Origin of the sequence: Curtobacterium sp. BNK-1, assembly GCF_048685235.1 — a bacterium.
GTDB lineage: Bacteria > Pseudomonadota > Gammaproteobacteria > Enterobacterales > Enterobacteriaceae > Pantoea > Pantoea agglomerans.
In genome coordinates this window covers 381,938-399,294 of sequence record NZ_JBLQTJ010000001.1, presented here as the reverse complement: position 1 = coordinate 399,294, position 17,357 = coordinate 381,938, and the positions used below count along the sequence as shown (strand labels likewise).

17 protein-coding genes and 1 other annotated feature are annotated in these 17,357 nt (G+C 55.7%); of the genes, 5 read left to right on the top strand and 12 right to left on the bottom strand.

Translation table 11 applies throughout. From position 1 onward, the window contains the following. The first annotated feature begins 239 nt into the window (after positions 1-239). Complete coding sequence (gene satP, locus ACMGGP_RS01780) at positions 240-809, top strand: acetate uptake transporter (protein ID WP_022625387.1); 570 nt, start codon at positions 240-242, stop codon at positions 807-809. 51 nt (positions 810-860) lie between these two features. Here the strand turns inward: satP and ACMGGP_RS01775 are convergent, their stop codons facing one another. From ACMGGP_RS01775 to tal, 3 genes are all read right to left on the bottom strand, one after another. Beyond that, complete coding sequence (locus tag ACMGGP_RS01775) at positions 861-2,168, bottom strand: MFS transporter (RefSeq protein ID WP_187511952.1); 1,308 nt, start codon at positions 2,166-2,168, stop codon at positions 861-863. 106 nt (positions 2,169-2,274) lie between these two features. Next, positions 2,275-2,862 carry a molybdopterin adenylyltransferase gene (mog, locus tag ACMGGP_RS01770; RefSeq protein WP_010253692.1) on the bottom strand — a complete coding sequence of 196 codons (588 nt, stop codon included), beginning with the start codon at positions 2,860-2,862 and terminating at the stop codon, positions 2,275-2,277. Positions 2,863-2,988: 126 nt separating this feature from the next. Next, positions 2,989-3,942, bottom strand: a complete 954-nt coding sequence (gene tal, locus ACMGGP_RS01765; RefSeq protein ID WP_013356716.1) for a transaldolase — start codon at positions 3,940-3,942, stop codon at positions 2,989-2,991. A gap of 209 nt (positions 3,943-4,151) precedes the next feature. On the opposite strand from tal, the gene yaaA reads away from it, so the two are divergent. Beyond that, complete coding sequence (gene yaaA / locus ACMGGP_RS01760) at positions 4,152-4,925, top strand: peroxide stress protein YaaA (protein ID WP_010253688.1); 774 nt, start codon at positions 4,152-4,154, stop codon at positions 4,923-4,925. 61 nt (positions 4,926-4,986) lie between these two features. Here yaaA and thrC read toward each other — a convergent pair whose 3' ends face one another. From thrC to ACMGGP_RS01735, 5 genes are all read right to left on the bottom strand, one after another. Further along, a complete protein-coding gene (gene thrC, locus ACMGGP_RS01755) occupies positions 4,987-6,270 on the bottom strand; it encodes a threonine synthase (RefSeq protein WP_010671693.1) in 1,284 nt (427 codons plus the stop codon). Positions 6,271-6,273: 3 nt separating this feature from the next. Continuing rightward, positions 6,274-7,203: a homoserine kinase gene (gene thrB, locus ACMGGP_RS01750; protein WP_010671694.1), complete on the bottom strand. Its 930-nt coding sequence runs from the start codon at positions 7,201-7,203 to the stop codon at positions 6,274-6,276. Positions 7,204-7,205: 2 nt separating this feature from the next. After that, on the bottom strand, positions 7,206-9,668 hold the full coding sequence (gene thrA, locus ACMGGP_RS01745) for a bifunctional aspartate kinase/homoserine dehydrogenase I (RefSeq protein WP_498798087.1): 2,463 nt from the start codon (positions 9,666-9,668) through the stop codon (positions 7,206-7,208). A 26-nt stretch (positions 9,669-9,694) separates the two neighbouring features. Beyond that, positions 9,695-9,813, bottom strand: a sequence feature (Thr leader region). Beyond that, positions 9,752-9,820 (bottom strand): thr operon leader peptide, encoded by a 69-nt coding sequence (gene thrL, locus ACMGGP_RS01740; protein WP_071591720.1) that lies wholly within the window; start codon positions 9,818-9,820, stop codon positions 9,752-9,754. It overlaps the preceding feature by 62 nt. Before the next feature lie 207 nt (positions 9,821-10,027). Beyond that, positions 10,028-10,714: a tRNA/rRNA methyltransferase gene (locus ACMGGP_RS01735; RefSeq protein WP_045140787.1), complete on the bottom strand. Its 687-nt coding sequence runs from the start codon at positions 10,712-10,714 to the stop codon at positions 10,028-10,030. A 609-nt stretch (positions 10,715-11,323) separates the two neighbouring features. On the opposite strand from ACMGGP_RS01735, the gene arcA reads away from it, so the two are divergent. Continuing rightward, a complete protein-coding gene (gene arcA / locus ACMGGP_RS01730; RefSeq protein ID WP_010253677.1) occupies positions 11,324-12,040 on the top strand; it encodes a two-component system response regulator ArcA in 717 nt (238 codons plus the stop codon). 54 nt (positions 12,041-12,094) lie between these two features. Here the strand turns inward: arcA and creA are convergent, their stop codons facing one another. Next, positions 12,095-12,568, bottom strand: coding sequence for a protein CreA (gene creA / locus ACMGGP_RS01725; protein WP_010253671.1), 474 nt, complete (start codon positions 12,566-12,568; stop codon positions 12,095-12,097). Between the two features lie 194 nt (positions 12,569-12,762). Here creA and robA point away from each other — a divergent pair, with 194 nt between their 5' ends. Beyond that, complete coding sequence (gene robA / locus ACMGGP_RS01720) at positions 12,763-13,644, top strand: MDR efflux pump AcrAB transcriptional activator RobA (RefSeq protein ID WP_498798086.1); 882 nt, start codon at positions 12,763-12,765, stop codon at positions 13,642-13,644. A 40-nt stretch (positions 13,645-13,684) separates the two neighbouring features. On the opposite strand, the gene gpmB is transcribed toward robA, so the two are convergent. Next, entirely contained in the window at positions 13,685-14,332 is a 648-nt protein-coding gene (gene gpmB / locus ACMGGP_RS01715) for a 2,3-diphosphoglycerate-dependent phosphoglycerate mutase GpmB (protein WP_010253664.1), read from the bottom strand. A gap of 206 nt (positions 14,333-14,538) precedes the next feature. On the opposite strand from gpmB, the gene yjjX reads away from it, so the two are divergent. Next, positions 14,539-15,057: an inosine/xanthosine triphosphatase gene (gene yjjX, locus ACMGGP_RS01710; RefSeq protein ID WP_010253660.1), complete on the top strand. Its 519-nt coding sequence runs from the start codon at positions 14,539-14,541 to the stop codon at positions 15,055-15,057. Here yjjX and trpR read toward each other — a convergent pair whose 3' ends face one another. Beyond that, entirely contained in the window at positions 15,058-15,375 is a 318-nt protein-coding gene (gene trpR / locus ACMGGP_RS01705; protein WP_010253656.1) for a trp operon repressor, read from the bottom strand. Positions 15,376-15,420: 45 nt separating this feature from the next. After that, positions 15,421-17,340 (bottom strand): murein transglycosylase, encoded by a 1,920-nt coding sequence (gene sltY, locus ACMGGP_RS01700; RefSeq protein ID WP_498798085.1) that lies wholly within the window; start codon positions 17,338-17,340, stop codon positions 15,421-15,423. Positions 17,341-17,357 lie beyond the last annotated feature (17 nt).

The following is a 17,357-nucleotide window of genomic DNA, read 5'->3' as shown; positions in this document are numbered from 1 at the left end:
GTTTGCATTCAACTGCCAGCACATGCTTTTTTTCCAACGTTCACAACGCTCGATGACAAGTAAATGGGGCCGCTTCGATGCGCATCAAGGGCTAAACCAAAAAAAAATTTTTACCTTTGGCCCTGTCGGGATCAAAGAACGCTGCCACAACGCTGAATATGATGCGTCGCCTTGTTCCCCTCAGGGAGCAGGACGGAATCCGTTTATTACATCAACGATCATTTTACTGCCGAGGAACTATGGCAAATTCAACGCTGGCTAACCCTGCCCCGCTGGGATTAATGGGATTTGGCATGACGACCATTTTGCTGAACCTGCACAACACGGGCCTGTTTGCCATGGACGTGGCGATTTTAGCCATGGGCATTTTTTATGGCGGGATTGCGCAGGTGCTGGCCGGTCTGCTGGAGTTTAAAAAGAACAACACTTTCGGGCTGACCGCCTTTACCTCTTACGGCATGTTCTGGTTAAGCTTTGTGGCGATCCTGCTGTTACCTGAAATGGGACTGGCAAAAGTGCCAGACGAACGTTTCCTGGGGGCCTGGCTGGCACTGTGGGGCATTTTCACGCTGTTTATGTTCGTCGGTACCCTGAAAGGTGCGCGGATGCTGCAGTTTGTTTTCGGCTCGCTCACGCTGCTGTTTCTGCTGCTGGCCGTGGCCCATATTATGCACCTGCCGGCGCTGGTGGTCTCCGCGGGCTGGGTCGGGATACTCTGTGGTGCCAGCGCCTGCTATCTGGCGATGGGTGAAGTGCTGAACGAAACCTTTGGCCGCACCATTCTGCCGATTGGCGCGAAATCACTCTAAGCCTGCCTTTACGCATAAAAAAGACGCGGAGCCTGGCTCCGCGTCCCCGCATTACAAAGAGTTAATCCCCTGCTGCAGGCCAGGCTCGTGGCTGACATCACGCCGCAGCCAGATCCCCGTCAGCAATCCTACCAGCGCCAGCGCCATCACATACCAGCAGGGTGCCATCTCTGAGACGTTCATCAGCAGCGACACAAAGATCGGTGTCAGCCCGCCAAAGATCGCATAGGAGAGGTTGTAGGAAAATGAGAGCCCGGTAAAACGCACTTCTGCCGGAAAGGCGCGCACCATCACAAAGGGCACCACGCCGACGATACCGACGCTGAAACCCGCCATGCCATAAAGCAGGAAGAGCTGCTGTGGATAGAGGGCGGTCAGGTGATAAAACTGCCAGCTACAGATCGCCAGCAGCAGGCTGCCGACACACAGCGTACGACTGGCACCAAAGCGATCGGCCGCGAGTCCGGCAATAATGCAGCCAATGCAGAGCATCACGGTGGCGATGCTGTTGGCCTGCAGGGTCAGCGCAGGCGCGATGCCCTGCTGTTTTTGCAGCCAGACCGGCGACATCAGGATCACCACCACGATGCAGGCGGAAAGCAGCCAGGTCAGCAGCATAGAGATGACAATCGACTTTTTATGCTCTGCCAGCACGGTCTTCAGCGGCAGGGTTTCCGCCAGCGCTTTACGCTGCTGCATCTCAATAAACACCGGCGTCTCATGCAGCCAGCGACGCAGGTACATCGCGACCAGCCCGAACACGCCGCCGAGGAAGAACGGGATGCGCCAGCCGCCATCATGGATCGCCTGCTGCGACATTGAGGTATTGATCAGCGTGGCTACCAGCGACCCCAGTAAAATGCCGATAGTCAGCCCGGCCGTCAGCGTGCCGCAGGCGATGCCGATACGTTTATAGGGCACGTGTTCCGCGACAAACACCCAGGCGCCCGGCACTTCACCGCCAATCGCCGCGCCCTGTAACATCCGCATCAGCAGCATCAGCAGTGGCGCAGCAATGCCAATCGTCTGCCAGGTGGGTAAAGCGCCCATCATCAGGGTCGGCAGCGCCATCAGCAGAATGCTCAGGCTGAACATCTTTTTGCGCCCGAGCTTATCGCCAAAATGCGCCATCACGATGCCGCCCAGCGGACGAGCCAGATAGCCTGCAGCAAAAATGGCAAACGTCTGCAGCTGACGCAGCCATTCCGGAATATCCGAAGGGAAAAAGAGTTCGCCAATCACGGTGGCGAAGAAAACGAAGATAATGAAGTCGTAGAATTCCAGCGCGCCGCCCAGCGCGGCCAGCGCCAGGGTCTTGTAATCCTTACCGGTCAGACGCTGAGTGTGAGTCGGATTCATAATATTCCAGAGGCAAAAGAGATAAGGTTGTAAAGATCTTATTACTATACCGTCAATCTTTTGCCACACCAGCAAGGCTATAGCTTATGCCTGAAATGGGGAATATTTAGTTATTTATCTCACGTATCGCGCTTTTAGGCCGAAATGCTGCTACTACGCTGGAATGCGTTTCGACGTAAGGCCCTTCCAGCAACTGTAAACAATAAGGTACAGATGCAAAGATGCCGTGAACTTTTACGTTGCCCTGCTCATCCTTCAGCCCTTCCAGCGTCTCTTTGATCGACTTCGGCTGACCAGGCAAATTGAGGATCAGCGACTGCTTGCGGATCACCCCGACCTGACGCGACAGAATCGCGGTCGGCACGAACTGCAGGCTGATCTGGCGCATCTGCTCACCAAAACCAGGCATTTCACGATCGGCAACGGCTAAGGTGGCATCGGGCGTGACATCGCGTCGGGCCGGTCCGGTGCCGCCGGTGGTTAACACCAGATGGCAAAAACGTTCATCGACCAGTTCGCAAATCGCCTGCTCAATCATCGGCTGCTCGTCGGGCACCAGTCGGGACTCAATCTCAAACGGGCTGCTGATTGCGCTGCCGAGCCAGCTCTCCAGCGCGGGAATACCCTGATCCTGATAAATGCCGTTCGCGGCGCGATCGGAGACCGAGATCAGGCCAATGCGTAATGTATTCATGATTAGCTTCGCTGTGATTTACCGCGGTGCGGTTGGAGTAAAAGGGGAATAGCCGAGAGGATAATATAAAGTGAAAGGGTCGGAAAAGGGAAAACCGTGGCAGCCTGCGCCGCCACGGTCAACAGATTACAGCAGTTCTGCCAGCATCTTCTCAAGTTTGCCCTGATCAACGGCAAAATTGCGGATACCTTCTGCCAGCTTCGCAACCGCCATAGGATCCTGGTTGTGCTGCCACAGGAACTCAGACTCGGTCATGCGGGCCGGACGCGCTTTCACTTCGCCGCTGTAGCTCAGTTTACGCTCCAGGGTGCCTTCGCTCTCCGCCAGCTCTTTCAGTAGCGCAGGAGAAATGGTCAGGCGGTCACAGCCAGCCAGCTCGATGATTTCGCCGACGTTACGGAAGCTGGCGCCCATCACCACGGTTTCATAGCCGTGCTGCTTGTAGTAGTTGTAGATTTCAGAAACTGAAACCACGCCTGGATCTTCGTGCGCGGCATACTCTTTCTTGTCGGTGTTGGCTTTGTACCAGTCGAGGATACGGCCAACAAACGGAGAGATCAGGAACACGCCCGCTTCAGCACAGGCACGCGCCTGAGCAAAGGAGAACAGCAGCGTCAGGTTACAGTTGATACCCTCTTTTTCCAGCTGCTCTGCAGCACGGATGCCCTGCCAGGTAGAGGCCAGTTTGATCAGGATGCGGTCGTTGCTGATACCGGCATCATTGTAGAGTTTGATCAGGCTGCGGGCTTTGGCGATGCTGCCTTCAGTGTCGTAAGAGAGACGCGCATCCACTTCCGTCGAGATGCGGCCTGGGATCAGTTTGAGAATTTCCAGACCAATGTTCACGGCCAGCTTGTCAGAAACCAGCTGCAGCTGCTCTTCTTTGTTGCTGCTCTGCTCACGCGCCCAGCCGATCGCTTCATCGATCAGTTTACGGTATTCAGGAATTTGCGCGGCGTTGAGAATCAGAGAAGGGTTGGTGGTGGCGTCTTGTGGCTGATACAGCTTCATGGCTGCAATATCACCGGTGTCGGCGACGACGGTGGTGAGCTGACGCAGGGAGGTAAGTTTGTCCGTCATGTTCTTTTCTCTTAGTTAACTGTCAGTGTGAAAAAAGGCTGTTGCGATAATATCACGCGGCAACGGTGGCGCAAGGTGAGGGAATGCCGTTTACGATAGCGCGAACAAATAGGTGTGATTCGTCATTCTTTGCGGCTTTTTTGGTACACTGCGAAGCCTGATAAGCAGCCAATGCCCTGTTAAACCAGGCATTAACCGAGGAAGCAACTATGTTGATGGTGATCTCTCCCGCCAAGACGCTGGATTATGAAAGCCCGCTGGCGACAACGCGTTTCACCCAGCCTGCGCTGTTAGAAAAGTCACAACAGCTGATTGAAATTGCGCGCGAGCTGTCACCCGCCAGCATCGCCTCGTTAATGGGCATCAGCGATAAACTGGCGCACCTCAATGCCGAGCGCTTTAACAGCTGGCAGCCCGATTTTTCCCCTAAGAATGCCCGTCAGGCTATCCTGGCGTTCAAAGGTGATGTCTACACCGGTTTACAGGCAGAGACCTTCAGCGATCAGGATTTCGATTTTGCTCAGCAGCACCTGCGTATGTTATCAGGCCTGTATGGCGTACTGCGTCCACTCGATTTAATGCAGCCTTACCGTCTGGAGATGGGCATTCGCCTGGCGAATCCGGCGGGCAAAGATCTCTACACCTTCTGGGGCGATCTCATCACTGAAACGCTGAATGCCGCGCTGGCGGAACAGGGCGATGAGGTGCTGATCAACCTCGCCTCGGACGAATATTTCCGGGCGGTTAAGCCGAAGACGCTGCGGGCACAGATGATTAAGCCGGTGTTCCTCGACGAGAAGAATGGCAGTTACAAAGTGATTAGCTTCTATGCCAAAAAGGCGCGTGGATTAATGAGTCGCTATGTGATTCAGCAGCGCCTGACGAAGCCGGAACAGCTTAAGGCGTTTGATCTGGATGGCTATCGTTTTGATGCAGCCAGCAGCAGCGAGAGCGAGCTGGTCTTTAAGCGCGCAGAGCAGTAACACCCCGCGCCCTCTGCTTTCCACAAACAGGCTTCCCGCAACCGGGAAGCCTTTCACAGGTTTACTTCAGCAGAAACGCCCGCAGCGAGGCGAAATCACCCTTCATCTGATGCGACAGCAGCGGCAGGTCGGCGCGCTCCGCTAACTCCGGCGGCAGCGTCAGGGTCTGTTCAAGGATCGCTTCCACACTTTCGCGGAATTTCGCCGGATGCGCGGTTCCCAGGAACACACCATATTCCCCTTCCTGCAGCTGATCGCGCAGCAGACGCCAGGCGATGGCGGCATGCGGCTCGGAAATGTAGCCCATCTCAGCCAGTTCACGCATGGCGGCGCGCGTGGTCTCATCCGAGACCGCACCACAGGCCAGATCGGTTAAGCGCCAGGTTTTACGGCGGAACAGCTCTTCCACACGCGGCCAGTTATTAGGCTGGCTGACATCCATGGCATTCGACAGCGTAGAGACCGTCTGGTTTGGCTGCCACTCGCCGTTGCCCAGGAAGCGCGGCACCGTGTCGTTGGCGTTGGTGGCGGCGATAAAGCGTTTGATCGGCAGGCCCAGCGATTTCGCCAGCAGACCGGCGGTCAAATCACCAAAGTTGCCGCTCGGCACTGACACCACCAGCTGATTACGTTTTTCCTGTGGCAGCTGCGCGACCGCTTCAAAGTAGTAGCAGATCTGCGCCAGCAGGCGGCTGATGTTGATGGAGTTAGCCGAGTTCAGGCCAATCGCGCGCTTCAGCTCTTCATCATCAAACGCCTGTTTCACCAGCGACTGGCAGGCATCAAAATCGCCGTCGATAGAGATGGTTTCGATGTTGCCGCCCAGGGTACAGAAGAGTTTCTCCTGCAGCGGACTGATTTTGCCCTGCGGATAGAGGATCACCACGCGCACGTTCTTCATGCCGTAAAAGGCGTGCGCCACGGCCGCGCCGGTATCACCGGAGGTGGCGGTGAGAATGGTGATCTGCTCATCTGAGCCTGAGACATACGACAGCATCTGCGCCATAAAACGGCCGCCGAAATCTTTAAACGCCAGCGTCGGGCCGTGGAACAGCTCCAGACAGGCGATATCTTCGCTGACGGCTTTCACCGGGGCCGGAAAAGCAAAAGCGGCTTTAACACGCTCATGCAGCTGCTGGGCCGGAATCTCGTCACCAATGAAAGCCGAGAGAATTTTGCTGCTGCGGCTGACAAAATCCATCTCCAGCATCGCGTCGATGTCGGTCAGTTCAAACTCCGGCAGTTCCAGCGGAAAGAACAGACCCTGCTGCGAACCCAGACCCTGTTTCACCGCTTGGGCGAAGCTGACCTGCTCGTTGTGATCCTTAAGATTGTAGAGTTTCATGCGTTATCCCAATTGTCGTGCGCCAGCCGTGTCGAGACGGCAGATATGGACGAAGCCTTCATCATTCTGCAGATAGTGCTGGCTCAGCCAGTCAGCCATCCGCTGTGCCGTTTCCATCTGATTGCAAACGGCGAAAAGTGTCGGACCAGAGCCTGAGATACCGCACGCCAGTGCGCCAATATCTTTCGCGGCCTGCCGCGCCTCGGTGAAGCCTGGCAGCAGCCGGGTCCGGTAAGGTTCGGCAATCACATCCTGCATAAGTTTAGCTGCCAGCTGCGGCTGACGCGTATGGCAGGCGTGAATGAAGCCGGCCAGCAAACGGCCATGCCTGATGCAGTCCTCTTTGCGGTACTGCGCCGGTAAAATGGCGCGCGCTTCTGCGGTCGAAACTTTAATGCCCGGATAGGCCATCACCCACAGCCAGTCATCAAAGCCCGGCACCGCCTGGCTGATAATGTCATTCTCCTGCAGCATCAGCTGAATGCCGCCGAGGAAGCAAGGGGCGACATTATCATAGTGCACGCTGCCGGAGATTCGCCCTTCCAGCTCACCCATCAGGGTCAGTAACGTGCTGTCGCTGAGAGGCTTGCCGCAAAACTCGTTCATCGCCATTAAACCGGCCACCACCGAGCAGGCGCTGGAACCCAGCCCGGAGCCGATGGGCATGTTCTTCTCCAGCGTCATCGCCACCGGGATCGCTTTGCCGATTTCCTGGCAGAAACGCTGCCAGCACTGGTAAACAATATTCTCTTTCGGATCGGCGGGCAGCTTACTGACAAAACGTCCGGCGTTGGTCAGTGAAAACTGCTCTGCCGCTTCCACGGAGACGCAGTCACCCAACAGGGAGCCATCTACCGGCGAAACCGCCGCGCCCAGCACATCGAAGCCGACGCTGACGTTACCAATCGAGGCCGGTGCGTAAATTTTTACCATGATTAAACTCCCAACTTCCATGACAGTGTCCGCAGCAGGTCGGCAAAGACACCGGCCGCTGTGACATCATTTCCTGCACCGTATCCGCGCAGCACCAGCGGAATCGGTTGATAGTAGCGGCTGTAAAACGCCAGCGCATTCTCGCCGTTTTTCACCTTATAGAGTGGATCGTTGCCGTCAACGGCGTCGATCTTCACTTTGCAGATGCCGCCCTCTTCAATCACGCCAACATAGCGCAATACTTTGCCCTCATCCTGCGCCTGCGCAACCCGGGCGGCAAAGGCGTTATCCAGCTCAGGCAGACGCTGCATAAACTGCTCAATGTCCTGGATTTCGGTCAGGCTGGCGGGCAGCAGCGGCTCAATCTCAATGTCGCTCAGCTCCAGCTGATGACCCGCTTCACGGGCCAGGATCAGCAGCTTACGCGCCACATCGGTGCCGGAGAGGTCGTCACGCGGATCGGGCTCGGTAAAGCCCATCTCACGCGCCATCGTTGTCGCCTGCGACAGTGACATTCCGTCATCCAGCTGGCCGAAGATGTAGGACAGCGAGCCAGAGAGGATACCGGAGAAGCGCAGCAGCTCATCACCGGCGTTCATCAGGTTCTGCAGGTTTTCGATCACCGGCAGTCCGGCGCCGACGTTGGTATCATAAAGGAATTTACGCCGCGATTTGGCAGCGGCGGCGCGCATCTGCTGATAGTAATTCCAGGATGAGGTGTTGGCCTTTTTGTTTGTCGTCACCACATGGAAACCTTCGCTGAGAAAATCAGCATACTGATCGGCGACCGCCTGGCTGGAAGTACAATCCACAATCACCGGATTGAGCAGGTGATACTCTTTAACCAGACGGGTCAGACGACCGAGATTGAACGGCTCTTTCGCTTCGCCTAATGCCGCCTGCCAGTTGCTTAAATCAATGCCGTGGACGTGGGTTAACAGCGCACGGGAGTTAGCGATGCCGCAGACGCGCAGGTCGATATGCTTTTTCTTCAGCCACGCCTGCTGGCGATGTAACTGATCCAGCAGCGCGCCGCCGACGCCGCCGACGCCGACCACAAACACTTCGATCACCTGATCGGTGGCGAACAGCATCTGATGCACCACGCGAACCCCGGTGATCACTTCATCATTGTTCACCACCACTGAGATTGAACGCTCGGAGGAGCCCTGAGCAATCGCCACGATATTGATATTGGCGCGCGCCAGCGCCGAGAAGAATTTGGCTGAAATGCCGCGCAGCGTGCGCATGCCATCGCCCACCACTGAAATCACCGCCAGGTTTTCAATGATATCCAGCGGATCCAGCAGGCCATCTTTCAGCTCCAGGTAGAACTCCTCCTCCAGCACCTGACGCGCCCGCGCCAGCTCGCTCTGCGGCACGCAGAAACTGATGCTGTATTCGGAAGAGGATTGGGTGATCAGCACCACCGAGATGCCGGTGCGCGACATCGCCGCAAAGACTCTGGCCGCCATCCCGACCATCCCTTTCATGCCAGGACCGGAGACGTTGACCATCGCCATATTATTCAGGTTGGTGATGCCTTTTACCGGGTTCTCATCCTGTTCGCCTTCTGCTCCAATCAGGGTGCCGGGTGCCTGCGGATTGGCCGTGTTTTTGATCAGGCAGGGGATCTGGAACTGAGCAATGGGCGCGATGGTGCGGGGATGCAGTACTTTGGCGCCGAAATAGGAGAGCTCCATCGCCTCCTGATAGGACATCGACTTCAGCAGGCGCGCATCCGGCACCTGACGCGGATCGCAGGTATAGACGCCATCCACATCAGTCCAGATTTCACAGCAGTCGGCGCGCAGACAGGCGGCCAGCACAGCGGCTGAATAGTCAGAACCGTTACGGCCCAGTACGACCAGCTCGCCTCGCTCGTTACCGGCCGTGAAGCCCGCCATCAGGATCATGTTCTGCGGCGGAATCTGACTTGCTTCAATGCGGCGGGTTGATTCGGCGATATCGACAGTAGATTCAAGGTAGTGGCCGACCGCCAGCAATTTCTCCACCGGATCGATCACGCTGACCTCATGGCCGCGCGCCTGCAGCAGCGCTTCCATGATCGCAATCGAGAGTTTTTCACCGCGGCAGATAATCGCCGCGTTGACGCTGTCCGGGCACTGCCCCAGCAGGCTGATACCGTGCAGAACCTGCTTCAGCTGCGCAAACTCCAGGTCAACGCGGGTTTTCAGTCGATCGTACTCAAAGCCCGGCTGCGCGTCAGCCAGTCCCTGCAACAGCTGGCTGAAGATGCGTTCGGCGTCGCTGATATTCGGCAAAGCATCCTGACCACTGATGGTTTTTTCAATCATCGCCACCAGATGGTTAGTGATCTTTGCTGGCGCAGAGAGCACGGTTGCAACCTGTCCTTGTTGCGCATTACTTTCCAGAATGTCAGCGACGCGAAGAAACCGCTCCGCATTCGCTACCGAGGTCCCGCCGAATTTCAGCACTCGCATAATATAAACTCTCCTGAATTTAAGCCGAAAAAAAAGCCCGCACTGTTTAGGTGCGGGCTTATTTTCTGTTTTTCCTGTATGCGTCAGCCCGCACCGTTACCTGTGGTAATGGTGGTGGTAATAATTGTGGTGTTCAGGCTGATTTTACGCATTTAGATTTATTTTCTGTCTGTTTTTGTCTGTCCGTCTTGCTTCCAGAAGTAAAGCAAAGCGCACATTAAGTCAACCCGATTTGTCCGGCGGACAGATTTCCACCACTGCGCACAGCCACCGGTGAAAGCGTAAAACGCTGTTCGATCGGTTGCGATGCAGAAATTCCCTGCGATCTGTTGCTGTAAAATCAGCTTTTTGCCGAGGATTTATCTGTGAGTTTTTTTTTCAATATCGTGCAGCAGACGATGCAGCATCGCACTGTCGCGCTGTTCCAGCAGCCCTACCCGCTGATCGATCCAGTCTGACAGCTTCTCATCATCACTGACCTCCAGTTGCACCAGCAGCTGATGGAAACGCTGACGCAGCGCCTGCAACTGCTGCCCATCCGCCGCAGAGGCTTTTGATGCCTCAACCTGATTCAGCTTCGACAGCTGATAGCAGTAGACCATCACCGCCTGTCCGAGATTGAGTGAAGGATAGTCATTCGCCATCGGGATGCCGGTCAGCAGGTCTACAAGCTCCAGCTCCTCGTTGGTCAGCCCGCTATCTTCGCGGCCAAACACCAGCGCCATACTGTTTACCCACTGGCGTTTCTCCAGCAATTGCGTTTCAACCTGCTCCGGTGTGGCGTAATAACGAAACTTTGCCCGGCTGCGCGCGGTGGTCGCGACCGAAAAATCGATGTCCGCTAACGCGTCGGCCAGGGTTGCAAAGGTCTGAACGTTGTCGAGAATTTCGCCGGCACCATGTGCCACCCGGCGCGCTGCGGGATCCTGCCAGGCGTCACTGGCAACGATGCGCAGCTGACTGAATCCCATGGTTTTCATGGCACGCGCCGCAGCGCCGATATTTTCTGGCCGCGCGGGCGAGACGAGAATCAGGGGAAAAAGCATATTTATTCCATTGGTCCATTAACATAACGCCATATTAACATGGCTGTTAATGATTCAGTCGCCAGAAGGTAATAAGAAAATCGTGTGTTAACCATGTTAAAACTGGTTAAAATTGATGGCCTGAATCTTTTTATCCCTGAAACGAGCTTTATTAAAGAAATCATTATTAAACCATTTAACTTCAACGAGATAGAATGTGATTTCCGGCGGGTTTTATTTTGGCCCGACTGCATAAAAAATGTAACGAAAATGATGCTTTTTGTGAGCTAAACAGGCAATCTGCGAGAAGTTTTTCACAAAAGTGTTAACGTGCTACAATTGCATTTGATATAAGTCAACGAAGCGTTGTTTTTATGCTTATCGGTTGTAGTTGGTGCTGTTAGGTTGCTGTTAATACAGTTAGGATATGCGCCATTATCATTAACGCCCGGGGCATGCAATTTTCATCCTGACTGGCTGAGCTAATACTGTTGTTGACGTTGATAGATGGCTTATCAAAATATGATTTCGTACAACGGTTCAGCGCGGCCCGCCGCTCTCGATGATGGAGAACGCCATACCGCTGTACGCCCTGTTTTCAATTTGTTGGCAAATTTTAGGTAGCTAAACATGCAGACCCCGCACATTCTTATCGTTGAAGACGAACTGGTCACGCGTAATACCCTCAAAAGTATTTTTGAGGCGGAAGGTTATGTGGTGTATGAGGCGACTGATGGTGCTGAAATGCATCAGGTGCTGACCGACAATGACGTTAACCTGGTCATCATGGACATCAACCTGCCCGGTAAAAACGGCCTGTTGCTGGCCCGTGAACTGCGTGAGCAGGCCAATGTCGCCCTGATGTTCCTGACCGGCCGTGACAACGAAGTCGATAAAATTCTTGGTCTGGAAATTGGCGCTGACGACTACATCACCAAACCGTTTAATCCGCGTGAGCTGACTATTCGTGCCCGCAACCTGCTGTCGCGCACCATGAATCTGGCCATGCCAGGCGAAGAGCGTCGTCAGGTAGAGAGCTACAAGTTCAACGGTTGGGAGCTGGATATCAACAGCCGCTCACTGATCAACCCGAACGGCGAGCACTACAAACTGCCACGCAGTGAGTTCCGCGCCATGCTGCACTTCTGCGAAAACCCGGGTAAAATTCAGACCCGTGCCGATCTGCTGAAAAAAATGACCGGCCGCGACCTCAAGCCACACGATCGCACCGTTGATGTCACCATTCGTCGTATTCGTAAGCATTTCGAATCAACGCCGGACACGCCAGAGATCATCGCCACCATTCATGGTGAAGGTTATCGCTTCTGCGGTGACCTGCAGGATTAAACCCCTGTCAGACGCGGCAAATAAAAAACGCCCCTGCGGGCGTTTTTTTTGTCCTTAGTGCCACGGCATAATCGGCACGGCGCTGATCGCATTTTTCGGTGAGCCATCAACCACTTTATCGGAATAGGTCAGATAGACCAGGGCGTTGCGCTTTTTGTCGAAGAAGCGTACAACCTGCAGCTTCTTGAAGATCAATGAGGTGCGCTGGCGGAATACCACTTCACCCTCTGCTTTGCCCTGCGCGATTTTATCACTCAGCTCGACCGGACCCACCTGCTGACAGGAGATCGCGGCATCAGAGGTATCTTCTGCCAGACCCAGTCCGCCTTTAATACCCCCGGTTTTCGCCCGGCTGATATAACAGGTTACATTTTTAACGTCCGGATCATCGAAAGCCTCAACGACAATCTTGTGGTCAGGCCCGAATATCTTGAATACCGTATCAACAGAGCCAATCTGTTCGGCAAACAGCGGGCTGGAAAAGGTCAGCGTGGTCAGCGCAGCGATCATAAGTCGGAATATTGTCATGGAGTTACCATTGCAAATGGAATAGATGAGAATGTAATGTACTGTTAATCGAGTTAATGACCAAACCAAAACGGGTTGAAGCCCGTACTGATTTAGCACAACCTTCCCCGGAAAACGGCCCACGTCTTTTGAGCAATGAGTGCTAATATTCTTCGAATGCGTTTAGCTGCACCACCAGAGTATGAGGATGTTTTATGGACCAAGCCGGTATCATTCGCGATTTGCTTGTCTGGCTGGAGAGCCATCTGGATCAACCCCTTTCACTGGACAATGTTGCCCAGAAAGCCGGTTACTCTAAATGGCATTTACAGAGGATGTTTAAAGACGTAACCGGACACGCAATAGGTGCCTATATTCGTGCGCGTCGTCTGTCTAAAGCCGCCGTGGCGCTGCGCCTGACCAGCCGCCCGATTCTGGACATCGCACTGCAGTATCGTTTTGATTCACAACAGACTTTTACTCGCGCATTCAAGAAGCAGTTTGCTCAGACACCAGCGTGGTATCGACGCTCTTCAGACTGGAACTCATTCGGTATTCGTCCCCCTATTCGCCTGGATGATGAGACGCAGCCGGAACCGGCTTTCGTCACCTTACCGGAGACGGTGCTGGTAGGACAAACCCAGAACTACACCTGTATTCTGGAGCAGATTTCCAGCTACCGCGACGAAATGCGTATTCATTTCTGGAAGCAGTTCCTGCTGGAAACCGACACGGTGCCGCCGGTACTGTATGGCCTGCATCAGGTGCGCGCCAGCCAGGACAAAGATGATGAGCAGGAGATTCTCTACACCACGGCGGTGCCTGCTGACAGCGCGGTCAACCTGCACTCCGGGCAGAATGTGATTCTGGAAGCGGGCGACTACGTGCAGTTCACCTATACCGGCCCGCGCGTCAATCTGCAGGAGTTTATTCTGCTGCTCTATGGCACCTGCATGCCGACGCTGGGGCTGACCCGCCGTCAGGGACAGGACATCGAACGCTTTTACACCGATGGCGGTAAAAAACGCGCTGAGCCACCGACCGAGATCCGTTGCGAATATCTGATTCCCATTCGCCGCCAGACCGTAGCCAACTGACGTTAAGGCTGCCGTCATCGCGACGGCAGCCTCAGGTAAATCAGCGTTGAAGCTCGTCGAGTGCAGGCGCATCCAGATGGGAAATATCCCCCGCCGTCTCGACAATCCAGCCTTCTGCCAGCCAGGCGCTCTGCTGATAATCAACACGTGAGAGTGAGCAGTTACGCAGACGCAGACGACGTTCCGCATAGGCGGGCAGACCGAGGATCGTGCTGACCAGCGCCCCCAGCGCCATACCGTGACTGACGAGCAGTGGACGGCTTCCGGCAGGAAGATCAAGACAGGCATTCAGCGCGGCGTGCATGCGCGTCGCCATCTCAGTCATCGACTCCCCTTCAGGAATACGGCCCCCTTCGGTGCCGTTGACCAGCGTGGCGCGCCACTGCTCTTCTTCCGCGGTTAAGCCATCCAGCGGACGCTTCTCCAGCACCCCCATATTCAGCTCACGCAACCGCGGATCAAGCGTGACTGAGCAACCGCAGGCATCCGCAATAATCTCCGCGGTGCGGCGCGTACGCCCCAGATCGCTGGCAATAATGTGCGTAATGCCCAGATGTTTCACGCGCTCACCCACCTGCCAGGCTTGCTGCTCACCTTTTTCCGTCAGCGGACTGTCGGACTGACCCTGAATGCGACGCTCTGCATTCCATACCGTTTCACCGTGACGAACAAGATAGACCTGTAGCATGTTAGTTTCCGTTATACTGCGACAAAAATCGCTTTAGAGCTTACCCCATCAGGCGTCATTGTTGCAGTCAGTCTGCACACGGAGAGCGCGAAACAACCGGCGCGTACGGAAAGTACGTGAGGATTGTGAGCACTGCCCGGGTTCAGAATGACAAATCAAACAGCCCGATGGGCCAGGCGCTTAATCACCTGAGGGTTCAACCAATTATGTACCATGTTGTCGCAGCCACCACCAATCCAGCGAAAATTCATGCGATTGCTCAGGCATTCAACGACGTTTTCGGCGAGGGATCCTGCCATATTGAAGGGGTCGAGGTCGATAGCGGCGTAGCAGCACAACCGTTAACCCATCTCGAAACGCGAACTGGCGCACGTCAGCGCGTGATGAATGCCCGGCAGGTCCGGCCAGAAGCGGCGTTCTGGGTAGCGATTGAGGCGGGCATTGAAGATGACAGCGCGTTTGCCTGGATGGTGGTAGAAAATCAGAAGCAGCGCGGCGAATCGCGCTCGGCCAGTTTCACCCTGCCGCCGGTGGTGCTGGCGGGTCTGCGTGAAGGCCGGGAGCTGGGTGAAGAGATGGCGCGGTTAACCGGCATCGAAAATATTAAACACCAGGGTGGCGCTATCGGGGCGTTCACAAACGGCCTGCTCAGCCGCTCCAGTGTCTATCATCAGGCACTGATTCTGGCGCTCTGCCCGTTCATCCATCCGCTTTACCAGCAGTGATCAGGCGCGTCCCAGACGCGCCTCCAGCCAGCGTTTCAGCTCCGGCGGCGCCTCTTTCAGGCTGTTCGAGCCACGGGTAATGGTCGCAATGCCAACGCCGAGCTCATTTTTCAGTTCGCGCTGGCTCATCTCGCCGTTCATTAACTCTTCGATAATCCGCAGACGGGTGCCGAACGCTTCCCGCTCGTCGGGCGTCATCATCAGTTGCATTAGTGGCAGCGCATGACCATCAGCAAAGGCCTGCTGCATCAGCACGACAAAGCGCTGCCAGCTATCTTCTGCCGGATGCGCATCGGTGGGGGAATCAGAATGGGTCATGAAGAGGCTTCCGTACTCGCTAAAGAGTACGGAAGCTTAGCACAGCTAGTAACGGCGATTCCACTCAGCATCTGACAGGATCTTGTCAGGCTTGCACATGAAGTGACGATAGTAGGCGTCGTACGCCAGCACATTCTTCACATAGCCACGCGTTTCAGAGAACGGGATGGTCTCGATAAACGCGACGGCATCAAGATTGCCTGCACTGGTTTTCTGCCAGCTTCGCACCCGGCCCGGCCCGGCATTGTAGGCCGCCGAGGCGAAAATCCGGTTCTGATTGAACTGCTGATAGACATATTCCAGATACTGGGTGCCGATCTGAATATTGGTTTCCGGATCGAGCAGCTGGCTGGTGTTGCTGTAGCCAGGGATGTTGTACATCTTCACGGTATGCGCCGCCGTGGCAGGCATAATCTGCATCAGACCGCTGGCGCCGACCGGTGAACGCGCTTTCGGATTCCAGGCGCTCTCCTGACGCGAAATCGCCATCGCATAGCTCGGCGGGATCTGCTTCACCGCGGTGTTGCGCTCATAGACGCTCTGCCACGCCAGCGGGAAACGCTCTTTCAGGCTGTCCCACATTTTGGCCGTGATGGTCGCCTGCACGCTGAGATCCCACCAGTCCTGCTCATTGGCGTAGCGCGCCAGCATCTGCTGCTGCGTGTGCGTGCGGCTGCCGATGAGATTGCTCCACTCGCTGCGCGCCAGGTTATCCAGACCCCAGTACATCAGCTCGCGAACGCGGGCCAGCTCCGGTCCCTGCACCGTGGCACTGTCAGGCTTCGGCGCTTCATCCACCTGCAACGGGTAGTCAACGCCCAGCCGCTGTGCGGCCACCATTGGATAGAAGCCACGCGCCTGCATCAGTTTGCGCAGGATCTCTTCCGCTTCCTCTTTGCGATCTTTCTCAAACAGCAGATCGGCCTGCCAGTACTGCCATTCATCTTTCTCTTTGGCTTCCAGCGGCAGACGGGCGATCCAGGTGTTAAGGCCGCGTCGGTCATGCTGAGAGAGTGCCAGTCGTACCCGGCGTTCTACCAGCGCGGTAGACTCGCTGTTCATCACCACCGCATCGCGCCAGCGTGCCTGCTCAGAGGTGAGGTCGCTGCCCATCATGCGCCAGACCACAATCTCCTTCAGCGCCTGCTCATCCTCCGGTCCCATCTTCTGCGCCCGGACCAGGATCGGAATCAGGCTGCGGGCATTTTCCATGTCCTGCCGCGCCACACGCGTAAAGGCGTAAATCGTCGCCTGGCGGGTAAAGTCGGTTGGCCCGACGGCGCTGGCGAAGGTACTAACCGTTAACGGGTCCTGCTGCAGGGCCTGTATCGCGTCAGACATGGTCTGATAGTCAGTTGGCAACGTTTTCGCCAGATAGCTCACCAGGCTGTCGTTGCCTGCTTTCATCGCCAGCCGGATACGCTCCAGGATCGTAATTGGCGAAATCTGACCGGACGCCTGCCAGACCGAAAAGAGCTTATCGCAGTCCGCGGGCAGCGCCGTGCCACGCAGCCAGATCTGCTTCGCGCCGTCAAACGCGGCCTGCTGCTGACCGGTGGCCCATTTGGCGTAATACCAGTTACAGCGTGCCTGCACCGGCTTAGGTTCGGTCGGACTGAAGTTCAGCACACCCTGCCAGTCCTGTCGGTAAGCCAGCACATTAATAAAGCGGGTGCTGAGCGAACGCGCGGGTGGCAACGTAGGATACTGGCGAATAAAGTTCTGTACCGCCAGGGTGGTCTCCTGATCGAGATCCTGTGCCAGCAGGCGATATTGCAGATAAGGATAGAGCGGATAATCCTGTAGCGTGGGCAACAGCTGATCCACGGTGGCCATCTGATTGCTGTCCCAGGCCTGTTTAATTTGTTGATAACGTTGCCGTTGTTGATCAAGCGAATCGGCCCATGCGCTGCTGGCCGTGCCGGCCATGCAGATCCCTATTATCCAGTTACGCCACTTCACCACGTAAATCTCCTCTGTTG